The organism is Rathayibacter sp. VKM Ac-2926 (assembly GCF_022815565.1).
Classification (GTDB): Bacteria; Actinomycetota; Actinomycetes; order Actinomycetales; family Microbacteriaceae; genus Rathayibacter; species Rathayibacter festucae.
In genome coordinates this window covers 371743-388267 of record NZ_JALGRS010000002.1, presented here as the reverse complement: position 1 = coordinate 388267, position 16525 = coordinate 371743, and the positions used below count along the sequence as shown (strand labels likewise).

Genomic DNA, 16525 nt, shown 5'->3' with positions numbered 1-16525 from the left:
GCGGCCCCGGCGACGAGGACACGGGGATGAGCTACTTCGACGAGCTGTACGAGCGGCACGAGGACCCCTGGGGGTACACGAGCCGCTGGTACGAGGAGCGCAAGCGCGCCCTCACCCTCGCGAGCCTGCCCGAGCGCCGCTACGACTCCGTCCTCGAGATCGGCTCCTCGATCGGCGTGCTGGCCGAGGCCCTCGCCGCGCGGGCCGAGCGCCTGCTGGCGATCGACGTCTCCGCGGCCGCCGTGGAGCGGGCCGCCCGCCGGCTCGCGCCGCTCGCGCACGTGCGGGTCGAGCACCACGACATCACTCGCGGGGTGCCGGAGGGTCCGTTCGACCTGATCGTGCTCTCCGAGGTCGGCTACTACCTGGGGCGCGAGACGCTCGAGCGCACGCTGCGCGGGGTGCGCGACCGGCTCTCCGCGTCCGGCGAGCTCGTCACCGTGCACTGGCGGCACCCGATCGACGGCCTCGAGCTCGACGGCGACGCCGTCCAGAGCGCCGTCGCTGGTCTCGGCCTGCACCGGATCGCCCGGCACGAGGAGGAGGACCTGCTGCTCGAGGTCCACTCGCGCGACGGCCGCTCGGTCGCCCGGCGGACGGGGCTGCTGTGACCCGGATCGAGGAGCTGCTGGTGGTCGTGCCGGCCCACGACGAGGAGGAGCGGATCGGCGCCACCGTCGCGTCGGTCCTCCGGAGCGCCGCGCACCTCGCCACGACCGCCCCTGACGTCGCGGTCCGGCTGATCGTCGTGGCCGACGGCTGCACGGACGCGACGGTGGAGCGTGCGCGGGCCGCGGGCGCCGAGGTCCTCGAGCTCGAGCGCTGCGGAGTCGGCGCGGCGCGGGCGGCCGGCATCGCGCACGCCCTCGGCTCCGTCTCCGGCTCCGTCCCGGACGACCGGGTCTGGCTCGCGAACACCGACGCCGACACCGTCGTGCCGGAGGAGTGGCTGCTCGAGCACGTCGAGCACGCGCGCCACCACGACGCGCTGGTCGGCACGGTCCGGCCCGACCCGTCCGACCTCTCGCCGGAGATGTACGGCCGCTGGCAGCGCACCCGCGAGCGGGAGGAGTCGATCGGCAGCATCCACGGCGCGAACCTCGGCGTGCGCGCGAGCGCCTACCTGGCGGCAGGCGGGTTCGGCGGCGAGCCGCTGCACGAGGACGTCCTGCTGGTCGAGCGCCTGCACGCCGCCGGCGCCCGGGTGGGAGCGACCGACCGCGGCGAGGTGACCACCTCCGGACGCCGCCGCAATCGCGTGGACGGCGGCTACGGCCCCTACCTGCACGACCGGTTCGCGGACGCTCCGGTCTGCTGACCGCTTCGGTCGCGGACGACCTCTGCTACAACGCGCGGGCGCAAGCAGATCCGCGAGGCCGTTGTCAACGGTCCGGGCCTGAATTGTCACGGCATCCGCAGGAGAGTGGAATGGGGGCCGAGCACGACCCTGTGCTCTCTCCGATGGAAGGGTCACCGCATGAATCCCCGCCTCGTCCTGCTGGCGCTCGTCGCCCTCGCCGCGTACGTCTTCGGCGCCCGCGCCGGCCGCGGACGCTACGAAGAGCTCCGCCATCTCGCACTCGGTGTGTGGAACGACCCGGCCACGAAGAAGACGCGCAAGAAGCTCAAGAAGACCTCGAAGCGCGAGGCGAAGCACTTCACCGCGGTCGCCGACAAGGCACGCGCGAAGGTGCAGCGCTCACTCCGCTGATCGACATCATCTGCAAGGACGCCTTCACGACAGGCGTTGACGCTCGCACCGGAACGGCCGGTCGAGCACACTACGAAGGAGACACATCATGGGCATCATCGGTTGGATCGTTCTCGGCCTCATCGCCGGCGCACTCGCAAAGCTCATCCTGCCCGGCAAGCAGGGCGGCGGATGGATCATCACCATCATCCTCGGCATCGTCGGCGCCCTCCTCGGAGGATTCATCGGCGGCGCGCTCTTCGGGCGCGACGACCCGATGGGCTTCAACCTCGTCAGCATCATCCTCGCTGTCGTCGGCGCCATCATCGTGCTGCTGATCTACGGCGCGATCACCGGCCGCAAGTCCCGCGCGTAGTCACGCGACCCCCGAAGGCCCCCGGCATCCGTGCCGGGGGCCTTCGTCGTTCCCCGAGCGTCCGGTGGCGCCGGACGACCGCCGATGTTCGCCGGCGGCGCAAGGCCTTGCACCTGGGAGGCCCCGGGGCGTGGACTGTACTCCGGCCGCAAGCTCTCCGATGCGGCCGATCCCCGGACGAAAGGACGCTCGAGTATGAGCACGGACGCGAACACTGTCCCCACGATCACCCTCAACAACGGAGTCGAGATCCCGCAGCTGGGCTTCGGTGTCTTCCAGATCGACCCCGCCGAGACCAAGGACGCGACGCTCGCCGCCCTCGAGGTCGGCTACCGCCACATCGACACCGCCGAGATGTACGGCAACGAGGCCGGCGTCGGCGAGGCCGTGCGCGCCTCGGGCCTCGACCGCTCCGAGGTCTTCGTCACCTCGAAGCTCAACAACGGCTTCCACGCCCGCGAGGACGCCCTCCAGGCGATCGACGACACCCTCGCCGAGCTGAAGTTCGACTACGTCGACCTCTTCCTCATCCACTGGCCGCTGCCGAAGGTCGGCGACTACCTGGAGACCTGGAAGGCGATGGAGGAGATCTATCGCAGCGGCAAGGCGAAGGCGATCGGCGTCTCCAACTTCCAGACCAACCACCTCAACCGGCTCCGCGCCGAGGCGACGATCGTCCCGGCCGTGAACCAGATCGAGGTGCACCCCTTCCTCACGCAGGAGGAGCTCCGCGCCTACGGCGTCGAGCACGGCATCGCGACCGAGGCCTGGTCGCCGATCGCGCAGGGCAAGGTGCTGGACGACGAGGCGATCGTCCGCATCGCACACAGCGTCGACCGCTCCCCCGCGCAGGTCGTCCTGCGCTGGCACATCCAGCGCGGCGACATCGTCTTCCCGAAGTCGGTCACCCGCAAGCGCGTGGAGGAGAACTTCGCGCTGTTCGACTTCGAGCTGGACGACGAGTCGATGACCGCGATCTCCGCGCTCAACCGCGACGAGCGCACCGGCCCGAACCCGGACGAGTTCAACTACATCCCCAGCTGACCCTCGGCTGCTGAGCCGGCACCTCCGGCTCGACCTCATGCCTCCGGCTCGCGGGATCCTCGGATCCCCGCGAGCCGGAGGCGTCTCCACGTGCCGGAGCTCCCGTGGGAGACCTCCGGCACGCGGGATCACCCTCGGCACGCGGAAACCGCGGACTCCAGCGAGCCGGACACCGTTCCACGAGCCGAAGCTCCCCGCACCCCACCTCCGGCACGCGGAATCACTCTCGGCACGTAGAAACCCCGGACTCCAGCGAGCCGAACACCGTTCCGCGAGCCGAAGCTCCCCGCACCACACCTCCGGCACGCGGGATCACCTCCGGCACGCGGGATCACCTCCGGCACGCGGGATCACCCTCGGCACGCGGAAACCGCGGACTCCAGCGAGCCGGACACCGATCCGTGAGCCGAAGCTCCCCGCACCGCACCTCCGGCACACCTCCGGCACGCGGGATCACCTCCGTCACGCGGAAACCGCGGACTCCAGCAAGCCGGACACCCTTCCACGAGCCGAAGCTCCCCGCACCACACCTCCGGCACGCGGAATCACCCCCGGCACGCGGAAACCGCGGACTCCAGCGAGCCGGACGTCGTTCCACAAGCCCGAGATCGGTCCGGCGCGGCTCCGGCTCGCAGAAACGGCTTCGGCTCGCGGAAACGGCTCCGGCTCGCGGGATCCGTGGATTCCTGCGAGCCGGAGGGTGTTTCGCGAGCCGGAACGGCGCGGAGGCGGGCGGTGGCTACTGCGAGTCGCGCCAGGAGTGCTCGGGGGCGTAGCCGAGCACCTCGCGGGCGTGGTCGATCGAGAGCAGCGTGTCGTTCACGCCGAGCTCGCCGCGCAGCTCGACGCCGGGGAAGACCTCGGCGACCAGCTCGTCGTTCGGGCGGGTCATCACGGTGTCGGCCGCCGCGATGATGAAGCGGTCGAAGCCGGGCTCGCGGTGCGCGAGGGCCTTCTCGACCGCCTGCGCGCCGTCGCGGCCGTCGATGTAGCCCCAGAGGTTCCACTTGCGCAGTGTCGCGTCGGCGTCGAAGGACGGGAACTCGGCGTAGTCCTCCTCGTTCATCACATTGGAGAAGCGCAGGCCGATGATCGTGAGGTCCTCGTGCCAGCGGCAGAGCTCGATCGCCAGCTGCTCCTCGAGGTGCTTGGTCAGCGAGTAGACCGACTCCGGGCGGGCCGGGTACTTCTCGTCGACCGGGATGTAGGGCGGCGGCACGTCGAAGGGCAGGCCGAGCACGGTCTCGCTGGACGCGTAGACGATGCTGCGGATGCCCGCGCGGATCGCCGCATGGAAGACGTTGAAGGTCGACGACATGTTGTTCTGGAAGGTCGCGATGTCCGGGACGATGCCCGGCGCCGGGACTGCCGCGAGGTGCACGACCGCGTCGATCCCCTCGTAGCGGTCGCCCACGGCCTGCAGGGCGTCGACGACCTGCCCGTAGTCGGTGATGTCGATGCTGATGACGCCCTCGCCGCGGGTTCCCGCGCGGTCGAGGACGAAGACGTCGTGGCCGGACTCGCGGAGACGGGTGACGACGCTGCGGCCGAGTTTCCCGGATCCACCGGTGACTGCGATTCTCATGCTCGAACGCTAACGGGCCGCGGGCCTGCGGACGAGGGGCTGGCGGATCAGCCCGCGACGTGGAGGGAGATGCCGTCGCCGACCTCGGGCGTCGTCTCGTCGGCGACGAGCTCGGTCCAGCGGCGCAGCACGGCGGCGCCGGCCTCGTCGTTGATCGCTCCGTCGACCACGAGGATCGGGTACGGCTTGTCCGGGACGCCCTCCGCGGGGCGGACGTCCACGTGGGCGACGTCGTAGGCGTGCTCGGAGAGCCAGTCGGCCATCGCGTAGTCGCTGCGGGAGTCGCCGACCGTGCGCCAGCGCTGCGGGATCGGGCCGGTGGCGCCGAGCAGCTCGACGGCGCGCTGGGCGCCGAGGTCCTTGCCGAGCCGGTTGGACTCGATGTCGGTGGAGATCACGGTCGGGTCGATGCGGTACTCGACGGCGCCGGTGTCGTTCGGGTAGCGGATGCCGCGGCGCTCGACGCCGAGGCCGGCCGCGGTCATGATCTGCAGGGCGTCGGCGTCGAAGACGAGCTGGCGCTCGAGGTAGTCCTCGCTGGAGAGGTCGACGAGCTGCTCGGCCGAGACCATCGCGCGCTTGGTCTCGTCGAAGAAGACCAGGTCGTCGTAGTCCTCGCGGATCATCCGCTCGAGGTCGCGGGCGACCGCCTCCGGGATCGCGAGCGACTCGTCGACGATCGGCTCGGAGGTGCCACGGTAGTCGACGGTGAACCAGACGGCGCCCTTCTCGCAGACGCAGACGATCCGCGCGTCGGCCGAGACGCCGCGCTCGAGGAGCGGCGGCAGCACGCGCTCGCGCAGGAACGCGTCGGAGCGGCCGGTGTTGAAGACGAGCGGGATGCCGGCGTTCGCGAGCGCGACGAGGTCGTCGGCGATCGAGTCGATGGCGATCGTGCGGCTGATCGGGCTGGCGATCGGGCCGTCGACGTCGAGGAGCAGGCCGAGCGGAGGCGGGGTGGAGGTCATCGTCTCCATTCTGCCGTGCGGGCGCGTCCGGCCGTCCCCGCGAGATGCCACTTGTGCACGCTTTCCTCGGCGTGTCGCGTGCACAAGTGGCATCTCGCGGAGAGCGCAGCTACTCGGACGTGGGGAGGACGAGGGTGCGTTGCGTGAGGGTGCCGTCGGGGGACTCGACGGCGAGGGTGATCAGGGTCTCGGCGTCGCGGCAGGGGACGGAGAGGGCGGAGTAGCCGGTCGCTGAGAGGTCGACGGGGTCGCCGGCCCGGGCGTCGGTGGTGCCGACGGCGAGGCGGGCGGCGACACCGCCTTCGGTCTGCCAGGAGAGCGCGACGGGGACGGAGGCGGTGCGGTCGCCGGCGCAGTCGATCGTCGCGGGCGAGGCGGTGAAGGAGAGGACGGCGGCCGCAGTGGCGGCGGCGCCGGGGGCGGGCGAGGCGACGACGCCCTCGGTCGGGGAGGTCTCGGTCGGGAAGGTCTCCGTCGGGGCGTCGGTGGCCGTCGGTTCCGTCGCGGTCTCCGTGGACTCGGCCTCGGTGGGCGCGGTCGACGGGGCGGCGGCGGCCGAGGCGGAGGGGGCGACCGGGGTGGAGGTCGGGGCTCCGGCGCCGTCGGCGGGGCGGACGAGGAGGACGATCGCGACGATCACGGCGACGAGACCGAGGACGGCCAGGACGATCCCGAGGGTGCGGGCGGTACGGGGCGGCATCGGGACTCCTCGGTGGTGCGGGTGCGGTGGTGCGTCGGTGCGGTGGTGCGGGAGCGGTGGTGCGGGAGCGGTGGTGCAGGTGCGGCGGTGCAGGTGCGGCGGTGCAGGAGCGGTGGTGCAGGGGAAGAGCGGCGGGAGGGCCGGCGGATCGTGCTCGCCGGCCCTCCCGCGGCGGAGGCTAGACCTCCTCGACCTCGCGGCGGCTGCGGGCGATCAGCAGGGCGCCGAGACCGAGCACGAGCGCACCTCCCGAGAGCAGCAGCCAGGGGCCGGTCTCGACTCCGGTCGAGGCGAGACCGCCGGTACCCGGCTTCGCGACGGGAGCCGCGGTCGCCGTGGCGGTCGGCTCCGGAGCCGCGGTGGGCGCGGCCGTCGGCGTGGCGGTCGCGGTCGGTTCCGGAGTCGCGGAGGGCTCCGGGGTCACCGTCGGCTCAGGAGTCGCGGTCGGCTCCGGGGTCGCGGTGGGCTCCGGGGTCACCGTCGGCTCCGGAGTCGCGGTCGGCTCGGGAGTCGCCGTCGGCTCAGGCGTGGCCGTGGGCTCCGGCGTCGCGGTCGGCGTCGCCGTCGGCTCCGGGGTCCCCGGCAGCTCGACGGCCGCGCCCTCGGGCGCCACGGCGAACAGCGCCCGGGCGACGTCGCTGAACGCGCCGACCGGGTGGTTGCGGAAGACCGGCGAGGTGCCGAAGAGGAAGCCCTCGGTGCCCGACTCCGTCGCGAACGAGACGGCCGAGGCCTGCCCGGCCGCGTCGCTCCGGGACTGCCGCTCGGACGCGACCCAGTGCCCGGCGACGAAGGTGTCCTCGGCGGCGTAGCTCTGCTCCACCGTCACGGACGCGTCGAAGCCCTCGAACCAGAGCGCCGGCGAGACGAAGGCGGTGTCCTGCGGGTAGTCGCCGAGGATCCCGTCGGCCGGCGTCTCGACCGAGACGATGCCGTTCGAGCCGCTCGTACCGGTCTGCGCGGTCAGCGTCGCGAGGCCGAAGTCGGTCGCGAAGGCCGCTCCCGCTCCGCCGCGGCCGACCACGTCGCCGCCCGCCGCGAGGAACTCCTCGACGGCGGTGCGGCCCGCGGCCTGCTCCGGGGTGAAGGACAGCGCGCGGCCCAGCAGCAGCACGTCCGCGTCAGTGAGGACGGTCTCGCCCGAGGCGAGCGTGTCCGCCGTGACGGCGACCGCGTCGGCGAAGCCGAGCTTGGCCAGCGCGTCGCGGTCCTCGTGCGAGCCGGAGTAGGCGACGCGGACGGCGGACAGCGCGGTGCCGTCCTCGTCCTCGATACGCTCCGCCGTGGTCGCCGTGAAGTCGACGCCGAACTCGGCGGCGGCGGCCTTCGCGGCGGCGAGACCGTCGGCGTCGGCGCGGAGGGCGATCGTGCCGTCGGCGAACTGCTCGAGCGCGACTCCGGCGCCCAGGAGCGCGTTCACCGCCTGGTACTCGAGCACGCCGCGCGGCTCGAAGGCGAGGTAGCCGGCGTCGGCGGGGACGCTGCCGCTCGGGGCGACGGCGGTGACCGGCTCGAGCTCGACGGCGGGCATCGGGTCGAGCGTGGAGCCGACCGGGATCACGTCGGCGCCCCAGAGCAGCGAGAGACTCCAGGCCGAGACGTCGTACATCTCGGGCACGCGGTCGGAGATGTCGGTGCCGTCGGCGAGCAGCACGTTCGCGAGGCCGCGGACGGGCTGGTGCATGTCGACGACGTAGGAGCCGGCGGCGTAGGTCGTGCCGCCCGCTGTCATCGCCGTGGTCGTGCGATCGACCTCGACGCCGTGCGCGAGCAGCTGCGCGACGAGGGTCTCGGCGTCGGACGAGGAGCGCTGCGCGTCGCCGGCGGGGATCACGTAAGCGCGGGGGTACTCGGTCGTGTAGACGTCGGTCTCGTCCCAGATCTCGGTCCACTCGGTCGGCGTGCCGGCCGGCAGGTCGGACGCGGCGACGTCGGCGGGGATCTCGACGGCCGGGGCGCCGGTGACGCCGCGCTCGAAGATCTGCACCTGGTTGCTGAGCAGGGCGTCGCGGTTGGCCTCGATGTAGTCGACCGAGGCGTCCATGACGATCCCGGCGACCTCGATGTCGATGTCGGCGTTGGCCTGGCCCTGGGCGATCTCCTCGGGCGTCTCGTTCGCGGTGCGGCCGAGCGGCAGCTCGACCGTGTTGGTGATCGCGCCCTGGAAGGCGACGTACTGCGGCGCGAAGATCGGGGGCCAGTCGTCCCAGCCCGCGCGGATGTCGCGGTAGGGGATCAGGATCTGGCCGGTGTTCTCGGTCGTGACGCTGCCGTCGGCGGCCTTGTAGGTGTTGCCGGGCACGTCCGCCTCGACGACGCGGCGCTCGATCTCGAGCGCGGTCGCGTAGGCGTGCGGCAGGAACAGGTCGTACTCGTAGTTCTCGCCGTGCGGCGGACCGCAGGGCTCGACCTGCAGGATGCCGGTGTAGCCGTGGATGTCGATGAAGTAGGTCGGCTGCAGGACACTCGAGAGGTCGCGGATGACCGCCGCCTCGTTCGTCGCGCCGGTGATCATGTCGCGGTTGGGGTCGTAGCCGGCCGCGACGGCGCGCTGGCCGAGGGCCCGGCCGTCGGGGTTGTTGGTGACGGTGAAGTAGAGGCGGTTGCCCTCGAGGAGCGCCTGGGTCTCGGCGTCCTCGGCGGTGGCGACCTTCTCGATGTAGTTCAGGATCGCGTCGGATCCCTCCCACTCGTTGCCGTGGATGTTGCCGTTGAACCAGGTCGGCACCTTGTACTCGGCCATCAGCTCGGCGTCGGCGGCGGCCGCCTCCGGCTCGTTCTTCAGGCGGTCGCGCCACTCGGCCTGCTGCGCCGTCTCGGCGGCGGTCTCGGGAGCGGTGACGGTGACCAGGTAGATGTCGCGGCCGAGGCCCGACTTCCCGACCACCTGGGTCGAGACGCGGTCGGAGCGCGCGGCGAGGTCGTTCAGGGCCGGGGCGATCCGGTCGTACGGCGTGACGCCGCGGGTCAGCGAGGCGTCGGTCGGGTCGACCGCGACCTCGGTGAGAGCTTCCCGGTAGGGGTAGCTCGCGGGCTCGGTGATCGGCGCCGAGGCGGGGCGGACGAGGTCCACCCGCTCGAAGGCGGAGGCGGCGGTCGGTGTCGCGGTGGTGGTCGCTGTCGCGGCGGGCGCGATCAGCAGACCGCCGGCGGCGAGCGCGAGGGCCGCGCAGCCGGAGGTCAGGGCGGTGCGTGTTCTCAAGCGGAGATCTTTCGTGTCGGAGGTCGGCGCGGACGAGGCTCCGCGCTCGCTCCTGCGTCATCGACCTCGGAGCAACGTGTGAACCCTCTCAGGAACCTAGGCCACCCGTGTTTCCGGCACGTGTCACGCCGGTCCCCCTCCGCGAGATGCCACTTGTGCACGCGACACGCCGTGAAAGGCGTGCACAAGTGGCATCTCGCGGCGGGGATCGGCAGGGATCAGAGGAACAGCGAGAGGAGGAGGACCATGCCGAGGGCCAGGACGGAGGCGAGGGAGACGCCGACCGTCACCGACTTGAGGGCGCCGCGGACGGACTGGCCGAGGAAGCTCTGCAGCAGCCAGAAGGTGTTCGAGGTGACGTGGATGCAGAACAGCGCGCCGGAGCCGGCGGCGAGCGCGATCAGCAGCGGATCGAGTCCGAGCGTCGCGGCGACCGGGGCCACGACGCCCGCGGCGGTGATCGCCGAGAGGGTGACCGAGCCGACGGCGATGTGCAGCACGGCCGCCATCAGCCAGACCAGCAGCAGCGGCGCGGCGGCGTTCGCCGAGAAGTAGCCCTTGAGCAGCTCGCCGAGGTCGCCCTCCGCGATCACCGCCGCGAGCGCGCCGCCGACGCCGGTGAGCAGGAAGATCTGCCCGCCGTCCTGGAAGCCCTTCGCCACCGCCTTCTCCATCCGCGGAGTCCCGACGACGGAGCGGCCGACGAGGCCGGTCGCGATCACGGCGAGCAGCAGCGCGATCACCGGGTTGCCGAGGAACTGCAGCACCGGCACCTCCGCGCCCGCGACCGAGAGCACGGCCTGCGCGGCGATGAGCAGCAGCGCGAGGAGCATCGGGGCGAACAGCAGGAGCAGCGGGCGCTCGCGCGGGGCGTCGGCGTCGCGCGCGTCGGTGTCGCCGTCAGCGGTGGAGCGACCGGCCGCGGAGCCACCGCTCGAGGACCGCCCGGACCCCTCCGACCCGGATCCGCCGACCGCCTCGCTCCCGGCCCGCTCCCCCGCGGGCACCGTCGCGAGCCCGGCGGTCTCGTCGCGCACGACGAGCTGCTCGTCGCGCGCCGGATCCCAGAAGCCCAGGCGGAAGGCGAGCGACATCAGCAGGATCGTGACCACGACGGTCGGTGCGACCACCACGAAGCCGCCCAGCAGCATCACGCCGAGCGGAACGCCGAGCAGCCCGGCGAGCGCCACGGCCGCGAAGCCCGGCACCATCATCACGATGCCCATCTCGAGGCCGACGGCGAAGGTGACGGCGACGATCCCCGTGCCGGCGGGGCCGAGCCGCGGCGCGATCCGCCGGGCGAGCGGCGCCGCGATGACGATCAGTGCGTCGACGAAGATCGTCTGCAGATAGGTGGCGAAGGACAGCCCGAGCGCGTACGGGATGCCGCGCTTGCCGAAGACGCGCAGCAGCCCCTCGACGAGGCGGACGACCGCGCCCATCTCGTTGAGCATCGCGCCGATCAGCACGCCCCAGCCGATCAGGAGGCCCGCCTCCATCATCACCTCGCCGAAACCGCGGGTCATGGTCGAGACGGTGTCGACGGGGCCGAGCCCGGTCAGCAGGCCGATGGCCGCGGCGCCCACGGCGAGCGCGAGCACCGGATTGAAGCGGTAGCGGACGATCGCGACGACGACCACGACGATGACCAGGGCGACGACGCCGAGGGTGTACCACTCCGGCATGACGCCTCCTCCGCCCGCGGCGGCGCGGGCTCTCACACCCTAGGGGTGCGGAGGATCCGGCGCAGAGCACCCGCGCCGCCACGCGGGTCTGCCGCGTGACGGGGTCCGCCCCATGGACTCCTGGCCACCGCGGTCCTACGGTGTGCGCATCGGCGATTCCCGTCGCCGCGGTCGGAGCCGCGGATCGTTCGACCCGCAGCACTGCTCTGCCCGCACCCCGAGTGCAAAGGAGCACCTCGTGAACAAACGCCTCCTCCTCACCGCGGCCGCCGCCGTCGCGGTCACGACTCTCGTCTCGGCCCCCGTCGCCCAGGCCACCCCCTCCCCGCTGTCCTTCGTCTCCGTCACCGATCGAGCGACCGGACTCGTCTCGCCGCTCAGCTTCGCCGTCGATGCGGGCGGCACCGCCTACGTCGCGCAGAACTTCGCCGGGATGCTGACCAAGGTCGCTCCCTCCGGCGCGACCTCGACCCTGGTCAGCGCGCCCGGAACCGAGATCGGGGCCGTCTCGGTCCGCGGCTCCACCGTCTACTACAGCGAGGGCGTCCAGGAGGAGGGCGAGGCGCTGCTGCAATCGGTGCCGAGCGGCGGCGGAGCGCCGACGACCCTCGCCGACCTCGGCGCGTACGAGGCGAGCGCCAACCCGGATGCGGGCAACAGCTACGGCTTCCTCGGCCTGCCCGCCGAGTGCGCCGCGCAGGTCGACCCGGAGGTCGCCGGCCCCGCCTCCTACACCGGCCGGATCGACGTGCACCCCTACGCGTCGGCCGCGACCAGCGCCGGCGTCTACGTCGCCGACGCGGCCGGCAACGCGATCCTGAAGGTCACGCCGAACGGCGTCGTCTCGACCGTGGCGGTGCTGCCGCCCACGGCCCCGATCACGATCACGGCGGAGCAGGCGGCGGCCTTCGGCTTCCCGGCCTGCACGGCCGGCTACCGCTACTCGTTCGAGCCCGTCCCGACCGACGTCGAGGTCGGCCCCGGCGGCTGGCTGTACGTGTCGACGCTGCCCGGCGGGCCGGAGGACGCCAGCCTCGGCGCTCGCGGCTCCGTGGTGCGGGTGAACCCGGCGACCGGCGAGATCCGCACGGTGGCCACCGGCCTGCTGAGCGCGACCGGCCTCGCGGTCGACCGCGTCACCGGCACCGTCGTGGTGACCGAGCTGTTCGGCGGCCCGGACGGCACGGGACGCGTGGCGCTGATCCTGCCGCGCACCTCGACGCCGATCACCGGACTCGCGGTCGTCTCGCCTGCGGCGATCGAGCTGCGGGACGGCGCTCTCTACGTCGCCCGCAACGCGTTCGTCCTCTCGCCGGAGGGCGCCCCGCAGCCGATCGGCACCCTGACGGTCGCCCGGCTGCGCGGCGTCGGAGCGGCGATGACCGCGGTCGACTGAGGTCTGCTGCACTCCGCTGAAATCCGCTGAGTCGCCCGGGAAGGCTCGTTCTCCAGCCCGAGAACGAGCCTTCTCGGGCGACTCAGGAGCTCCGGGCCTGCGCGGCGGGGGCTCGGCGCCGCCCAGGAGGAGGGAATAGCGTGGCGGGATGGCACTGACGCTTCCCGAGCCCCGGCTCCCCTCGCTCCTCGACTCCCCGGTGCTGCGCTGGGGAGTCCTCGCCCCCGGCTCGATCGCCGGCACCTTCGTCGCCGCGCTGCAGAAGCACACCCGGCAGCGCGTGGTCGCGGTCGGCTCGCGCTCCCAGGAGCGCGCCGATGAGTTCGCCCGGCGCTTCGGTGTCGAGCGGGCCTCGGTCGGCTCCGACGCGGTCGTGAACGACCCCGAGGTCGACGTCGTCTACATCGCCTCGCCGAACTCGGAGCACGCGCGCCAGGCCCTGCGCGCGATCGCGGCGGGCAAGCACGTCCTCATCGAGAAGCCGTTCGCCACCACGGCGGGCGAGGCCGAGATGATCGTCCATGCGGCGCGCGACGCCGGCGTCTTCGCGATGGAGGCGATGTGGATGCGCTACCTGCCGCAGATGGACGTGGTGCGGCAGCTCCTCGCGGACGGCGCGGTCGGCGCTCCCGCGCTGGTCTCCGCCGACTTCGGCGCGGCGTTCGCGTTCGACCCGGCCAGCCGCATCTTCGACCCGGCGCTCGCGGGCGGCGGCCTGCTCGACGTGGGCGTCTACGCCTCGTCCTTCGTCTCGATGGTGGCCGGCGCGCCGCAGAGCACCGTCGTCGCCGGCGCGCTGACCTCGACCGGGGTGGACGCGATGGCGACGATCGTCGGCCGGCACGCGCACGGGATCCAGTCGGTCGCGACCTCGACCGTGCTCGCCGACACCCTGCACGCGGCGAGCGTCGCGGGCAGCGAGGGGCGGATCGACGTGCACCCGTCGTTCTGGACGCCGAGCGGCGTCACCCTGACCCGCGGCTCCGAGAGCGGCTCGTGGCGGGATGAGACCGGGCTGCAGGGCGGCGAGGGCCTCGCGTGGGAGGCCGTGCACCTCGCGCAGTACGTGGCGGAGGGGCGCACCGAGTCGCCGGTGCACCCGCTGGACGAGACGGTGCAGGTGGTGCGCACGCTCGACGAGGCGCGCCGCCGCCTGGGCGTCGAGGTCTGACGACAGCGGTTCGATCTGCAGGCGATCCGGCCACCGCGCGGCACTCCCCCGCGGAGGAGAGCGCGTTCCGGACGGCATCGCCTGCAGATCGCACGTCAGCCCGCGGGCAGCTCCACCCGGAAGCTGGTGCGCCCGGGCTCCGACTCGACCAGCACCCGCCCGCCGTGCGCGTCGACGACGGCCGCCACGATCGCCAGGCCCAGCCCGGTCGACCCGGTGGTCCGCGCCCGCGAGGAGTCGCCGCGGGCGAAGCGCTCGAACAGCACCGGCACCAGCGCCTCGTCGATCCCCGGACCGGAGTCGGTGACCGTCACCACCGCGATCGGCCGGCCGCGCTCGTCGCGGTCCTCGGCGAGCGCCGCGACGACGCGCGTGCCCGGCGGCGTGTGCACGGTGGCGTTGCGCAGCAGGTTCGCGACCACCTGGTGCAGCCGGAAGCCGTCGCCGCGGATCTCGATCGGCTCCTCGGGCAGGTCGAGGTCCCACTCGTGGTCGGGGCCGGCGACGTGGGCGTCGGACACGGCCTCGATCAGGACCATCGTCAGGTCGACCGGCTCCTTCTCGAGATCGCGGCCCTCGTCGAGGCGCGCGAGCAGGAGGAGGTCCTCGACCAGCGAGGTCATCCGGGTGGCGGCCGACTCGATCCGGTCGAGCGAGTAGCTCGCCGACTCCGACAGCTCGACGTCGCCGCGGCGGGGCAGCTCGGCGTAGCCGCGGATCGCCGCGAGCGGCGTGCGCAGCTCGTGCGAGGCGTCGGCGACGAACTGGCGGACCTTGTTCTCGCTGGCCTGGCGCGACTCCAGAGCACCGCCGACGTGGTCGAGCATGCGGTTGAAGGCGGCGCCCACCCGGCCGACCTCGGTGCGGACGTCGGCGTCCTCCTCCGGCACCCGCTCGATCAGCTCGACCTCGCCGCGCTCGAGCGGCAGCTCGGCGACACGGGTCGCGGTCGCCTCCACCCGCTCGAGCGGCCGCAGCGCCACCCGGATGATCGCGGTCGCGATCAGGGCGACCAACAGCATCGCGAGCAGGACGACGACGACCACCACGGTGGTCAGGGTCCGGAGCGTGTCCTCGGCCTCGCCGAGGGGCACTCCGACGATCACGACCGAGCCGTCGATCACGCGCGCCTCTGCGCGGTACTGGCCGAGGGCGTCGCCGAGATCGAGGGTGGTCGCGTCACCGGCGTCGGCGACCGCGGCGGCAAGCACGGAGTCGGCCGGGTCGGCGAACTCCTGGCAGGCCCCGGAGCTGTCGATGTACGCGCCGGTGTAGGCACCGGACGCCCCGAGCACCGCCGTGATCGTCTGGGTGTCCTGATTGGGCCGCCCCGCGAAGTCGCCGCTCGGGCAGGTGGTCGCCCGCTCGATCGCGCTGGAGCCGGCGAACTGGCCCGGCCCGTCGAAGCCGGCCAGCCGGTCCAGCGACTCCGAGAGCTGCGTCTCCGCGTTGTCGTAGAGGATGCCGCGCAGCGACAGCACGCTGACCGTCCCGACGATCCCCGCGATCACCGCGACCAGCGCGACGACGGCGACGACCATCCGGCGCCGCAGCGTCCAGGGCGCGCGTCGGGACGCGTTCGAGCGGCGGAGGGCCGACCGGGTCGCGAAGTCGCCGAGTGTGGGCCGCAGCCGCCCGCCCCCGGTCGTCACTGCTCGGCGGGCTTCAGCAGGTAGCCGGCGCCGCGGACCGTGTGAATCATGGGCGAGCGCCCCGCGTCGATCTTCTTGCGGAGGTAGGAGATGTAGATCTCGACGACGCTCGACTTGCCGCCGAAGTCGTAGGACCAGACGCGGTCGAGGATCTGCGCCTTGCTCAGCACGCGGCGGGGGTTCCGCATCAGGAAGCGCAGCAGCTCGAACTCGGTCGCGGTCAGCTCGATGTCGGTGCCGGCCCGGCGCACCTCGTGGCTGTCCTCGTTGAGGACGAGGTCGCCCACCACGACCTCGGGGTCGTCGGCGTCGTTGGCGAGCAGGGTGGAGCGGCGGATGAGCCCGCGCATCCGGGCGACGAGCTCCTCGAGGGAGAACGGCTTGGTGACGTAGTCGTCGCCACCGGCGGTGAGCCCGGCGATCCGGTCGTCGAGCGCGTCCTTCGCGGTGAGGAAGAGGACCGGGGTCTCGCTGCCGTCGGCGCGGATCCGCTGGAGCACCTGCAGCCCGTCGATGTCCGGCAGCATCACGTCGAGCACGATGACGTCGGGGCGGAACTCGCGGGTGATCGTGATCGCGGAGCGGCCCTCGGCGGCGGTGCGCACCTCCCAGCCCTCGTAGCGCAGCGCCATCTGCAGCAGATCGGTGAGGGTGCTCTCGTCGTCGACGACGAGGACGCGGATCGGCGTGCCGTCCGCTCGCTTGAGGCGGGTGCGCTGCGCGGAGGCGAGGTGCTTCGAGGGGGCCGGGGTGCTCATGTCTCCCCAGTATCAGGAGTTTCCTATGAGCGCGCTATGCCCGGGCGATGGCCCGGCTGTGCGCGGCCGGAGAAGCGCGGCGACGACCGCCGACAGCACCTGCCGCCTTCGTCCAGGAGCGGTAGTGAGGGAGAGGGTTCGGCGCCCCTCTTCATGCTGGTCGAGTAGCCCCGCAGGGGCGTATCGAGACCCACCATCGTCACGAGGGCAGGTCTGCCGACTCGTCCTTCCGGCGATGGGTGGATCTCGATACGCCCGCTGCGCGGGCTACTCGATCAGCATGGGCTTGCGCGTCGAC

General features: G+C 72.6%; 14 protein-coding genes. 7 read left to right on the top strand and 7 right to left on the bottom strand.

From position 1 onward, the window contains the following. Window positions 1-26 precede the first annotated feature (26 nt). The 5 genes from MT351_RS04300 to MT351_RS04280 all read left to right on the top strand — a co-directional run bounded on the left by MT351_RS04300 (window position 27) and on the right by MT351_RS04280 (window position 3110). The gene (locus tag MT351_RS04300; RefSeq protein WP_123447796.1) at window positions 27-611 is read left to right on the top strand and encodes an SAM-dependent methyltransferase; all 585 of its coding nucleotides are present in this window, start codon (window positions 27-29) and stop codon (window positions 609-611) included. Next, window positions 608-1318, top strand: a complete 711-nt coding sequence (locus tag MT351_RS04295; RefSeq protein WP_123737362.1) for a glycosyltransferase family 2 protein — start codon at window positions 608-610, stop codon at window positions 1316-1318. Before MT351_RS04300 ends, MT351_RS04295 begins: the two co-directional genes overlap by 4 nt. A gap of 159 nt (window positions 1319-1477) precedes the next feature. Continuing rightward, on the top strand, window positions 1478-1711 hold the full coding sequence (locus MT351_RS04290) for a YtxH domain-containing protein (protein WP_123447798.1): 234 nt from the start codon (window positions 1478-1480) through the stop codon (window positions 1709-1711). 88 nt (window positions 1712-1799) lie between these two features. Next, complete coding sequence (locus MT351_RS04285) at window positions 1800-2066, top strand: GlsB/YeaQ/YmgE family stress response membrane protein (RefSeq protein WP_056041656.1); 267 nt, start codon at window positions 1800-1802, stop codon at window positions 2064-2066. A gap of 195 nt (window positions 2067-2261) precedes the next feature. Beyond that, on the top strand, window positions 2262-3110 hold the full coding sequence (locus tag MT351_RS04280) for an aldo/keto reductase (protein ID WP_123447799.1): 849 nt from the start codon (window positions 2262-2264) through the stop codon (window positions 3108-3110). 739 nt (window positions 3111-3849) lie between these two features. On the opposite strand, the gene MT351_RS04275 is transcribed toward MT351_RS04280, so the two are convergent. From MT351_RS04275 to MT351_RS04255, 5 genes are all read right to left on the bottom strand, one after another. Then, window positions 3850-4695, bottom strand: a complete 846-nt coding sequence (locus tag MT351_RS04275; RefSeq protein ID WP_123447800.1) for an NAD(P)-dependent oxidoreductase — start codon at window positions 4693-4695, stop codon at window positions 3850-3852. A 47-nt stretch (window positions 4696-4742) separates the two neighbouring features. Beyond that, window positions 4743-5663, bottom strand: a complete 921-nt coding sequence (locus tag MT351_RS04270) for a hypothetical protein (RefSeq protein ID WP_207901789.1) — start codon at window positions 5661-5663, stop codon at window positions 4743-4745. A gap of 109 nt (window positions 5664-5772) precedes the next feature. Further along, window positions 5773-6363: a hypothetical protein gene (locus MT351_RS04265; RefSeq protein WP_132437592.1), complete on the bottom strand. Its 591-nt coding sequence runs from the start codon at window positions 6361-6363 to the stop codon at window positions 5773-5775. Window positions 6364-6541: 178 nt separating this feature from the next. Further along, window positions 6542-9565, bottom strand: coding sequence for a M14 family zinc carboxypeptidase (locus MT351_RS04260; protein ID WP_132437591.1), 3024 nt, complete (start codon window positions 9563-9565; stop codon window positions 6542-6544). Window positions 9566-9783: 218 nt separating this feature from the next. Next, window positions 9784-11250 (bottom strand): GntP family permease, encoded by a 1467-nt coding sequence (locus tag MT351_RS04255; RefSeq protein WP_243581346.1) that lies wholly within the window; start codon window positions 11248-11250, stop codon window positions 9784-9786. 238 nt (window positions 11251-11488) lie between these two features. On the opposite strand from MT351_RS04255, the gene MT351_RS04250 reads away from it, so the two are divergent. Beyond that, window positions 11489-12646: a ScyD/ScyE family protein gene (locus tag MT351_RS04250; protein ID WP_165909140.1), complete on the top strand. Its 1158-nt coding sequence runs from the start codon at window positions 11489-11491 to the stop codon at window positions 12644-12646. A 148-nt stretch (window positions 12647-12794) separates the two neighbouring features. After that, window positions 12795-13817: a Gfo/Idh/MocA family protein gene (locus MT351_RS04245; RefSeq protein ID WP_123733689.1), complete on the top strand. Its 1023-nt coding sequence runs from the start codon at window positions 12795-12797 to the stop codon at window positions 13815-13817. A gap of 95 nt (window positions 13818-13912) precedes the next feature. Here MT351_RS04245 and MT351_RS20230 read toward each other — a convergent pair whose 3' ends face one another. Continuing rightward, window positions 13913-15469 carry a cell wall metabolism sensor histidine kinase WalK gene (locus MT351_RS20230; protein WP_221181674.1) on the bottom strand — a complete coding sequence of 519 codons (1557 nt, stop codon included), beginning with the start codon at window positions 15467-15469 and terminating at the stop codon, window positions 13913-13915. Beyond that, window positions 15466-16227 carry a response regulator transcription factor gene (locus tag MT351_RS04235; RefSeq protein ID WP_123447806.1) on the bottom strand — a complete coding sequence of 254 codons (762 nt, stop codon included), beginning with the start codon at window positions 16225-16227 and terminating at the stop codon, window positions 15466-15468. The genes MT351_RS20230 and MT351_RS04235 overlap by 4 nt, the downstream gene beginning before the upstream one ends. Window positions 16228-16525: the final 298 nt, after the last annotated feature.